Genomic DNA, 9,960 nt, shown 5'->3' with positions numbered 1-9,960 from the left:
GTCCCAGCCTCTTTTTGTTTGTCAAGAAGGGGCTTGGTTGGTCGTTGCATCGGGTAAAAAGAATTGGTATACTAGTAGAAAGAAAAAAGGAGGATGCTGTGACCTTTCGAAAATTACGTCTATTAATGTCCAAATATGGATTTAGTATTTTGTTTATGGGCTTTGAACTTTGGGCATCCTTTGCGGCCTTCTTCTGGCTTAATAGATGGTTCCCGCATTGGCTATCTGTTTCGGTCATTGGGCTCTTATATGTGTCGACAATCTTGGCTATTGTTAATCGAAATACCCCGCCTGAAAATAAGGTGACCTGGCTCTTGATTGCCGTCATTCCTGTCTTTGGATCGCTTTTATACCTCATGTTTGGCGAGCGGCGTTTGTCCAAAAAGGAAATGATCCAGCTGAAAAATATGGAGTCCATGAAGTTTAGGGAGGATAACAGCCAGCAACTGCGTAAGGAACTCAAGCAAGAAAGCAAGGCTGTCTATGGCTTGGTTAAGTCGATTTTATCCATGGACCACAATGCGGATCTCTACAATGGGACGGCATCGACCTTTTACCCTCTAGGGGAGGAGATGTATGCGCAACTACTAGAGGATCTGCGAGCAGCGAAAAAATTTATCTTCATCGAGTTTTACATCATTGATGAAGGCTTGATGTGGAACAGCATTCTGGAGATTTTAGAGCAGAAAGTAAAAGAGGGGGTTGAAGTCAAACTCCTTTATGACGATATCGGCTGTATGGCGACCTTGGCCGGGAACTATACTAAACGATTGCGAAAGATGGGGATTGATGCCCATAAGTTTAACAAGGTGATCCCCCGTCTAACAGTGGCTTATAACAACCGAGACCACCGCAAGATTCTGGTCATTGATGGGCAGATCGGCTATACAGGTGGTGTCAATTTAGCAGACGAGTACATCAACCACATTGAGCGGTTTGGTCACTGGAAGGACAGTGCCATCCGTTTAGATGGACGGGCTGTTAAGGCCTTAACGCGACTTTTCCTCATGAACTGGTACATCAACCGTGGGGAAATCGAGGATTTTGACCGCTACCATATTGAAAACAAGGCTGTCGAAGGCGAAGGGCTCTACATTCCCTATGGGAGTGGACCAAAGCCGATTTACAAGTCGCAGGTCGGAAAGACGGTCTATCAAAATATGATCAACCTGGCGACGGATTACGTCTATATCACGACTCCTTACTTGATCATCGATTATGATTTGACAGAGGATATCCGCAATGCTGCCCTTCGTGGGGTGGATGTTCGCATCGTGACCCCGCATATTCCGGATAAAAAATTGATCCAAATTGTTACGCGTGGGGCTTACTTGGATCTGATGGATGCTGGTGTGAAAATCTATGAGTACACGCCTGGTTTTGTCCATAGCAAGCAAGTTCTTGCCGATGATGAAATGGCGGTTGTAGGGTCGATTAACTTTGATTATCGCAGTTTGGTCCATCACTATGAAAATGCCGTCTGGATGTATCGGACGCCTGCCTTGAAAAAGATTCGGGAGGACTTTGACCATATCTTTGAAGTGTCTCAAGAAATTACAGAAGATACCTTCCGCTTTACTTGGCACCAAAGCTTAATCAAGGAAATTATGCAATTGTTCGCACCGATGTTGTAAATGTATAAAAACGAAAATCAGAGTCAGGAATCGAGATGCCTGACTCTTTTTACATATGACTATGTGATAAGAGGCTGACAGGGTCAGCAGAATTTGGTATACTAGAGAAGATAATGGGCTTTTTTCTAAATGGAAAAGCAGAGGAATAGCGAAGAAAAGGAAAAAAGAATGAGCGAAAAAGAGCAAGAAATGACTTCGAAAAAGTTAGGGCTTCACGTGGGAGATAATTTTCAGGATACACGTGAAATTCGCGAAGTGCTAGATAAATCAGTCTTTCGTGAAGAAGAGCCGACTCATAGCCAGCAGGCAGAAGTCTTGGAGGAGCCGGTTGCAATGGAGGCATCAGAGGAAATTAGTGATGCCAAGCCAGAAGCAGTAGCAGAACCTACACAAGATTCGGAACAGGAAGCGGAGCAACCGCTCAGTCGGATGAGTCGTCGTTCACGTAAGGCGGGAGTTGAAGCGGCAAAAGCAGAAGCATCTAAGCTAGAAGAGGATACGGAAGAGCTAGAAGCGGATGTGGCAGTTGAGCCGATCCGTCGTCACTCCAAGCGTCCAGTGCCCCTAGCGATTCCTTTTGTGTTGAGTCTCTTGATTAGTTTGCTGCATGTCGGCGTGCCGTTTTTAACCCGTTTTGCAACCAATCAACAATCGCAAAACTTGTATGCTGGCTGGGCAATGACCAAAGGTCAAGTACCGTTTGGTGATTTTTACGGAACCAATGGTCTCCTCTATTATGCAATCAACTGGTTGGGAAGTTTGGCGGGTGGACATTGGATCTTGATGATCCTCCAAGCGATTGCCCTCTTCTTTGCGGGCACTTACCTCTATCGTGTTGTGCGCCTATTGGTGTCGGATAGAGATACAGCGAAGAATGTCCAATTGCTCTTTTATTTCTTGGTGCTAGGCCTAGGTTTTGGAGGAACTTATGTCACCTTCTTTAGCCTTCCAATTCTATTTGCCAGCATGAATTTCATTTTGGCTTATCTGATTGGACATCGTAAGGACGAAGGCTTTATCCTTTATGGTGCGATTGCAGCTGTGGCTTTCTTGATTGATCCGATGACCAGTGCCCTGTTTTATTTGTTAGCCTTCCTTGGATTAACAGCCTTTAATATCAAGCAGAAGAGATGGGCGCGTGGCTTTTATCAACTGCTAGCAGCTCTCCTTGGTTTTTCACTCGTCTTTTATCCAATTGGCTATATCACCGTTTTGAATCAGACTTTTGGCTATGCCATTAACCAAGTAACCTATGTCTTTAATGCCTTGAATTTTAGCAATGGACAGACCTTCAGTAATGTCATTTATTATGGACTGTTGGCGCTCGCCTTTGGCCTGGTCTCTGCCTTTTTGATGTCCTTTACGAAGCAAAATAGCAGTGCTCGCCGGATCTTCCGCTTTATGGGATGGGTAGGTAGCTTGGTAGTCCTCATCGTGTCTATTGGTCTTCCGGAACAAGGCGCTTACCAATTGTTGCCAATGTTGCCATTTGTTCTTCCTTTGTTTGCGATCTGGTTCTCACGAGATGGGGAAGAAAACGATGGGATCGAACGTCGTGATCGGAAGAAGAAAAACAAGGAAGTTTGGGCCGCTTACTTTACGAGCCAAGTTTTCTTGCCGTTAGTAGCCCTTGTCTATCTGTTGGTGAATCCAGTGGTTCAAGATGTTGTGCTTCAGTCTGGCCAATCCAGTGAACGGAGCGCTATTGCCAGCTACATTAAAAATCACACCAAGTCCAAAGATACCATTTATGCTTGGGATGCGACAGCTACTCTCTATCAAGAAAGCGATCGTTTGGCGGCTTCTGCCTTATTGACTCCGATGTCTTATCTGGGAATTAATGAAAATCGGACCAATGTGATCCAACAAATCGATCGGTCTGAACCGAAGTATATTGTGGTCAACAATCAGGTGGAGTTGACCTCCAAAATGAAAGACTTGCTCAAAGAAAATTATCGTCTGGTTGAGAAGAAATACCGTCATTTCAAACTCTATCAACGCTCTTAAGAAAATCAATATCTTGTGTTTTAGAAAGTTTTTTAGAATTTTTACCACAAGATATTGATTTTTATTTTTGGAGTGGTATAATACAACTTGTATGTAAATAAATGAAGAGAGGCATGTTTGGTATGATCACCTTGAGAGAAGAAAAACTGAGAATGGCCCCGGATATTTTTGTTGAAAAACGAGATGGCCGTCGTGTTCAATTCGATGTTGAAAAAATTTATAAAGCCTTGTTGAAGGCGACAGAAGAAGTGACTTCTCTCACTCCAGTGATGGAAGCCAAGCTAGAAGCCATTGTCGATCGTGTGATCGCAGAGATCTTGGAACGTTTTCCAAATGGCGTGAAGATCTATGAGATCCAAAATGTGGTCGAACATGAATTGCTTCAAGCCAATGAATATGCGATTGCTGAGAGCTACATTACTTATCGCACGCAGCGGGATTTTGAGCGCTCAAAAGCGACAGATATCAACTTTACGATTGGTAAACTCCTCAATAAGGACCAAGCGGTTGTCAATGAAAATGCTAATAAGGACAGCGATGTCTTTAATACGCAACGGGATTTGACGGCGGGGATCGTCGGTAAGTCTATTGGTCTTAAAATGTTGCCCAAACACGTAGCCAATGCCCACCAAAAAGGGGATATCCACTACCATGATTTGGACTATAGCCCTTATACACCGATGACCAACTGCTGTTTGATCGATTTTGAAAGCATGCTCAGAAATGGCTTTAAGATTGGGAATGCAGAAGTAGAAAGTCCTAAGTCCATCCAAACTGCAACGGCTCAAATCTCACAGATTATTGCCAATGTAGCCTCTAGTCAGTACGGGGGTTGCTCAGCTGACCGGATCGATGAAGTCTTGGCCCCTTATGCAGAAAAGAACTACCAAAAGCACTTAGCAGATGCCAAAGAGTGGGTGCTTCCTGAAAAGCAAGAGGACTATGCTTGGAGCAAGACTCAAAAAGATATCTATGATGCCATGCAATCGCTGGAATATGAGATCAATACGCTCTTTACCTCGAACGGACAAACTCCCTTTACTTCGCTTGGTTTTGGTCTAGGAACCAATCGCTTTGAGCGGGAAATCCAAAAGGCGATTTTGGAAATCAGGATCAAGGGGCTTGGATCGGAACATCGGACCGCTATCTTTCCAAAACTGATCTTTACCCTCAAGCGGGGGCTCAACCTAGAACCTGGAACCCCTAACTATGATATCAAGCAATTGGCCTTGGAATGTGCCACTAAGCGCATGTATCCAGACGTTTTGTCTTATGACAAGATTGTCGAGTTGACAGGCTCCTTCAAGGTGCCGATGGGATGTCGTTCTTTCCTTCAAGGTTGGAAGGATGAGAATGGTGTGGAAGTCAATTCTGGCCGGATGAATCTAGGGGTTGTGACAGTCAATTTACCTCGGATTGCCTTGGAATCTGGCGGGGATAAGGAGAAGTTCTGGCAAATCTTTAATGAACGGATGAACATCGCTGAAGATGCCTTGGTTTACCGGGTGGAACGCACCAAAGAAGCGACACCAGCCAATGCACCGATTCTCTACCAATATGGGGCTTTCGGGAAACGCTTGGGCAAGTATGACCAGGTAGATCAGCTCTTCCGTCATCGCAGAGCAACTGTTTCTCTGGGCTATATCGGACTCTATGAAGTTGCAACCGTCTTTTATGGTCCAAATTGGGAACACAATCCAGAAGCCAAACAATTCACGATCGATATCATCAAGGATATGAAAGCGCGCGTGGAAGAATGGTCTGACCAGTATGATTACCACTTCTCCATCTATTCGACACCGTCAGAAAGCTTGACAGACCGCTTCTGTCGCCTAGATACGGAGAAATTTGGTAAGGTTCCGGATATTACAGACAAGGAATACTACACCAATAGTTTCCACTACGATGTTCGTAAGAACCCAACGCCATTTGAGAAGTTAGATTTTGAAAAAGTTTATCCTGAAGCTGGGGCGTCTGGTGGCTTTATCCACTATTGTGAATACCCTGTGCTCCAACAAAATCCAAAAGCCCTTGAAGCGGTTTGGGATTATGCCTATGACCGGGTCGGTTATCTCGGAACCAATACGCCGATTGACCGTTGTTACAAGTGTGATTTTGAAGGAGATTTCACGCCGACTGAGCGCGGATTTGCTTGTCCAAACTGTGGCAATAGCGATCCGAAAACGGTTGATGTCGTCAAACGGACCTGTGGTTATCTAGGAAATCCGCAAGCTCGTCCGATGGTCAATGGCCGTCATAAGGAAATCGCTGCGCGTGTCAAACACATGAATGGATCCACTATCAAATCAGCTGGACACCAAGTGACAGATTAGAAAAGGACATTATGGGAAAATACCAATTAGATGATAAGGGTAAGGCTCAGGTTCAACGATTCCACGAGAAGCATTCAAAGGGTGGAATCAATAAAAAAGACCGAGTAGCCAGCCTGAGAGAACAATTTTTAAATAAAAATAAGAAAAAGTGAGAGTTCTCGCTTCGTATTGAAGATGAAATTCTCTTTTGAGACTTTCCTTAGGTGGGTACGGACGTCAGCGAACTTCTACGAAGTTCCATGACTAATTATTGAGCCTAGGGTCTCAATAATTCCGGATGCCTGAAACTTGTTGGTTTCAGGCATTTTTCCCACGGCGGAAAGTCTCAGTAGATTCTTAAAAAAGTTTAATAAATAAGCGTCACCTTATTGATTCAGTATTTAGTAACTCATTTTATTAAAAATGATTGTTTATGTTGTAAAGTGAGAGTCCGCTCTCGCTTTTCTCTTATGGGGAGGTAAAGATGGAACTACGTAGACCAACATTAGCAGATAAAGAAACCATTCTAAACATGATGACAGAGTTCGAAGAGACCCAGTCGGCCCACGACGGCGGCTTTTGGGATGCTGAGAACTTTGATTATGAGGAGTGGCTAGAAACTAACCTTAATAAAGAAATGGGAATAAACTTGCCTGAAAATCGCGTTCCATCAATTCAGTTCGTATTGTTTGATGAATCAGGTCATGCTTTAGGTTTTTTGAATCTACGGCTGAGACTAAATGAGGGATTGCTGAATTATGCTGGTCATATCGGTTATTCCATCCGCCCTTCTGAAAGGGGCAAAGGATATGCCAAGGAAGCTCTCCGTCAAGGTCTGCGAGTAGCAAAAGAAAAGAACATTCATCGTGCTCTGGTGACATGTAGCACGGAAAATCCGGCCAGTCGAGCTGTTATCTTAGCTAATGGTGGAGAATTGGAGGATGTTCGAAATGGAACGGAGCGCTATTGAATAGAAGTGGAGTAGAAAGCATGACATGGAATACACCAAAACCAGGCGAGTGGAAGAGTGAGGAGCTCAGCCAAGGGCGCATCATTGACTATAAGGCTTTTAACTTTGTCGATGGCGAAGGGGTGCGCAACTCCCTTTATGTGGCCGGTTGCATGTTTCACTGTGAGGGTTGTTACAATGTAGCAACTTGGTCTTTCAATGCAGGCATTCCCTACACTAAAGAGTTAGAAGAGCAAATCATGGCCGATTTGGCTCACCCCTATGTCCAGGGCCTGACCCTGCTTGGGGGGGAACCCTTTCTTAACACCGGCATCCTTCTGCCCTTGGCCAAGCGCGTGAGAAAAGAATTGCCCGACAAAGACATCTGGTCATGGACAGGCTACACTTGGGAAGAAATGATGTTGGAGACCCCTGACAAACTAGAACTTTTATCTCTGATTGATATACTAGTCGATGGGCGCTATGATAAGAGCAAGCGCAACCTCATGTTGCAGTTCCGTGGCTCTTCTAACCAGCGGATCATTGATGTTCAAAAATCCCTCAAAGAAGGAAAAGTCGTCATCTGGGACAAGCTCAATGACGGCAAAGAAAGTTTTGAGCAGGTCAAACGAGATGATCTTTTGTAGGATCTTCAAAAAACCGGGTTTTTCGCCCGGTTTTTTAGATTCTCTGCATAAGTATACAAGGGATTTTGCTTATTTCAGAAAACGCTTACTTTTCAAATGCCCATAATGGACAAAAAAGTGATAATTAATGCATTTTTTGCTAAAAATATGTTACAATAAATATGATTAGGACTAATTGGAGGTATTTATGTCACAAAGGAGACGGAGTCGTCGTTCAGAATATAAGTGGGGGCAATTGCGAATCATTAATTCCGTATTGCTTATTTTTTTGCTTATGACTGCAAGTTGGGCGACCTATACCATGTTGGCCAATAACATCTTGGCTTTTCGCTATGTCAATGTTCTCGTGATGGCACTATTAGCTGTTCTCTCGCTCTTGTCAGCTTGTTTTGTGATTAAAAATCAGGCCAAAAAGACAACTTTGGTCCTGCTTCTTGTCGGCTTATTGGCTAGTTCAGGAGTTTTGTTTGCTAGTCAACAGTTGCTGAATCTGACCAGTAATGTCAACGGCCACTCTAACTATACAGAGTTTGAGATGGCTGTCTATGTCAAGAAAGACAGTGACATCAAAGATATCAAAGAAATCAAGGAAGTGGTGGCACCAAAGGGCAACAATAACGAAGCCAATCTCACGGCCCTCTTGGACAACATCAAAAAGACCAAGGGTCAGGAAATTTCTGTAGTGGATGCACCAACTTATCTAGATGCCTATAAGAGCCTGCAAGAAGGGAATTCTTCTGCTATGGTCCTCAACAGTACCTTTGAAGATACCATCGCTGCAGAAGATGCGGACTATGCGAAGAAGTTGAAGAAAATCTATTCCTACAAGATCCGAAAAGAAGTGGCAGCGACGAGCAAGGTGTCTGCCGATGCGGATGTCTTTAACATCTATGTCAGCGGGATCGATACTTATGGCCCAGTAACCTCGGTTTCTCGATCAGATGTCAATATCATCATGACTGTCAATCGGAAGACCAAGCAAGTCCTATTGACAACGACACCACGGGATGCCTATGTGCCAATCGCAGATGGTGGCAACAACCAAAATGATAAGTTGACCCATGCAGGGATCTACGGAGTGGATGCTTCGATCCATACCCTTGAGAATCTCTATGATATCAAGCTCAACTATTATGTTCGTCTCAATTTCACCTCTTTCCTCAAGTTGATTGACCTTCTAGGGGGAATCGATGTGGAAAATGACCAAGAATTCACGAGCCTTCATGGCAAGTTCCATTTCCCAGTTGGAAAGGTTCATTTGAATTCAGAGCAAGCCCTCGGTTTTGTCCGAGAACGCTACTCACTCCAAGGCGGCGACAATGATCGTGGGAAAAACCAAGAAAAAGTCATTGCGGCCATTATCAAAAAGTTGACCTCTACCAAGGTCTTAAGCAACTACAATGAGATTATCGGAAACCTCCAAGATTCTGTCCAAACCAACATGCAGTTGCCGACCATGATGAACTTGATCAATACCCAATTAGAAACGGGTGGTTCTTATGAGGTGACTTCTCAAGCGATCACTGGTCAAGGACGAAATGACTTGCCGTCTTATGCTATGCCTGGTTACAACCTCTATGTCATGGAGTTGGATCAAGCCAGCTTGACCAAGGCTAAGGAAACCATTCAAAAAGTAATGGAAGGAAAAGAAAAATGATTGATATCCATTCGCACATCGTCTTTGATGTGGATGATGGACCAAAGACAAGAGAAGATACGCGTGCCTTATTGGAAGAAAGCTATCGCCAAGGGGTACGGACCATTATCTCCACTTCTCATCGTCGCAAGGGGATGTTTGAAACTCCCGAAGAAAAGATTTCTGAAAATTTTCAAGAAGTGAAAAAAATTGCGGCAGAGGTCGCGCCAGATTTATCGATTCATTACGGGGCAGAGATCTACTTTACTAATGATGTCTTGAAAAAACTGGAAGAAAAGATCATTCCACGTTTGGCAGAGACGCGCTTTGCGCTGATTGAATTCAGTATGGGAACGCCTTACAAGGAGATCCATACGGCCTTGGACCGTTTGCTCCATCTAGGTGTGACACCGGTGGTGGCCCATATTGAGCGCTATAAGTGCTTGGAGAAAAATGAGGAGCGCGTGCAAGAGATGATTGACATGGGTTGCTACATGCAGATCAATAGTTCCAGTGTTCTCAAGCCTCGCCTCTTTGGGGATGAGCAAAAACAACTGAAAAAACGAGCTCGGTACTTCTTAGAAAAAGACTTGGTGCACTTTGTGGCCAGTGATATGCACAATGTGGACAAACGACCGCCTTATATGGCAGAAGCCTATCGCTTGATCAAGGAAGAATACGGAGAACAACGAGCACAAGCTCTCTTTGTCAGCAATCAAGAACTCTTGTTAGCGGATGAATTAATCTAACCAGGAAACAGGTGGAGAGATCCACA

The 9,960-nt window shown here is 44.2% G+C and carries 8 protein-coding genes; all 8 read left to right on the top strand.

The annotated features are described in order from the left end of the window. The first annotated feature begins 98 nt into the window (after positions 1-98). The gene (gene cls / locus SPADD19_RS09125; protein ID WP_061455844.1) at positions 99-1,634 is read left to right on the top strand and encodes a cardiolipin synthase; all 1,536 of its coding nucleotides are present in this window, start codon (positions 99-101) and stop codon (positions 1,632-1,634) included. A 168-nt stretch (positions 1,635-1,802) separates the two neighbouring features. Then, the gene (locus SPADD19_RS09120; protein ID WP_061455843.1) at positions 1,803-3,641 is read left to right on the top strand and encodes a glycosyltransferase family protein; all 1,839 of its coding nucleotides are present in this window, start codon (positions 1,803-1,805) and stop codon (positions 3,639-3,641) included. A 122-nt stretch (positions 3,642-3,763) separates the two neighbouring features. Further along, positions 3,764-5,974: an anaerobic ribonucleoside-triphosphate reductase gene (gene nrdD, locus SPADD19_RS09115; RefSeq protein WP_061455882.1), complete on the top strand. Its 2,211-nt coding sequence runs from the start codon at positions 3,764-3,766 to the stop codon at positions 5,972-5,974. Positions 5,975-5,985: 11 nt separating this feature from the next. Further along, complete coding sequence (locus SPADD19_RS11810) at positions 5,986-6,126, top strand: hypothetical protein (RefSeq protein WP_003002079.1); 141 nt, start codon at positions 5,986-5,988, stop codon at positions 6,124-6,126. A gap of 311 nt (positions 6,127-6,437) precedes the next feature. Beyond that, complete coding sequence (locus tag SPADD19_RS09110) at positions 6,438-6,923, top strand: GNAT family N-acetyltransferase (protein WP_061455842.1); 486 nt, start codon at positions 6,438-6,440, stop codon at positions 6,921-6,923. A 20-nt stretch (positions 6,924-6,943) separates the two neighbouring features. After that, on the top strand, positions 6,944-7,549 hold the full coding sequence (gene nrdG, locus SPADD19_RS09105; protein ID WP_061455841.1) for an anaerobic ribonucleoside-triphosphate reductase activating protein: 606 nt from the start codon (positions 6,944-6,946) through the stop codon (positions 7,547-7,549). Between the two features lie 187 nt (positions 7,550-7,736). Beyond that, a complete protein-coding gene (gene cpsA / locus SPADD19_RS09100) occupies positions 7,737-9,206 on the top strand; it encodes an LCP family glycopolymer transferase CpsA (RefSeq protein ID WP_061455840.1) in 1,470 nt (489 codons plus the stop codon). Further along, entirely contained in the window at positions 9,203-9,934 is a 732-nt protein-coding gene (gene cps4B, locus SPADD19_RS09095; RefSeq protein WP_061455839.1) for a capsular polysaccharide biosynthesis protein Cps4B, read from the top strand. Before cpsA ends, cps4B begins: the two co-directional genes overlap by 4 nt. Positions 9,935-9,960: the final 26 nt, after the last annotated feature.

This window comes from Streptococcus parasanguinis (assembly GCF_001578955.1).
Taxonomy (GTDB): domain Bacteria; phylum Bacillota; class Bacilli; order Lactobacillales; family Streptococcaceae; genus Streptococcus; species Streptococcus parasanguinis_U.
Note: the sequence above shows the minus strand (reverse complement) of the source record. Positions and strands in the feature narration are given on the sequence as shown.

Coding starts and splice junctions, on each gene's coding strand:
- SPADD19_RS11810 (WP_003002079.1), top strand. CDS start 5,986: ATGGGAAAATACCAATTAGATGATAAGGGTAAGGCTCAGGTTCAACGA.
- nrdG (WP_061455841.1), top strand. CDS start 6,944: ATGACATGGAATACACCAAAACCAGGCGAGTGGAAGAGTGAGGAGCTC.
- cps4B (WP_061455839.1), top strand. CDS start 9,203: ATGATTGATATCCATTCGCACATCGTCTTTGATGTGGATGATGGACCA.
- cpsA (WP_061455840.1), top strand. CDS start 7,737: ATGTCACAAAGGAGACGGAGTCGTCGTTCAGAATATAAGTGGGGGCAA.
- SPADD19_RS09120 (WP_061455843.1), top strand. CDS start 1,803: ATGAGCGAAAAAGAGCAAGAAATGACTTCGAAAAAGTTAGGGCTTCAC.
- SPADD19_RS09110 (WP_061455842.1), top strand. CDS start 6,438: ATGGAACTACGTAGACCAACATTAGCAGATAAAGAAACCATTCTAAAC.
- nrdD (WP_061455882.1), top strand. CDS start 3,764: ATGATCACCTTGAGAGAAGAAAAACTGAGAATGGCCCCGGATATTTTT.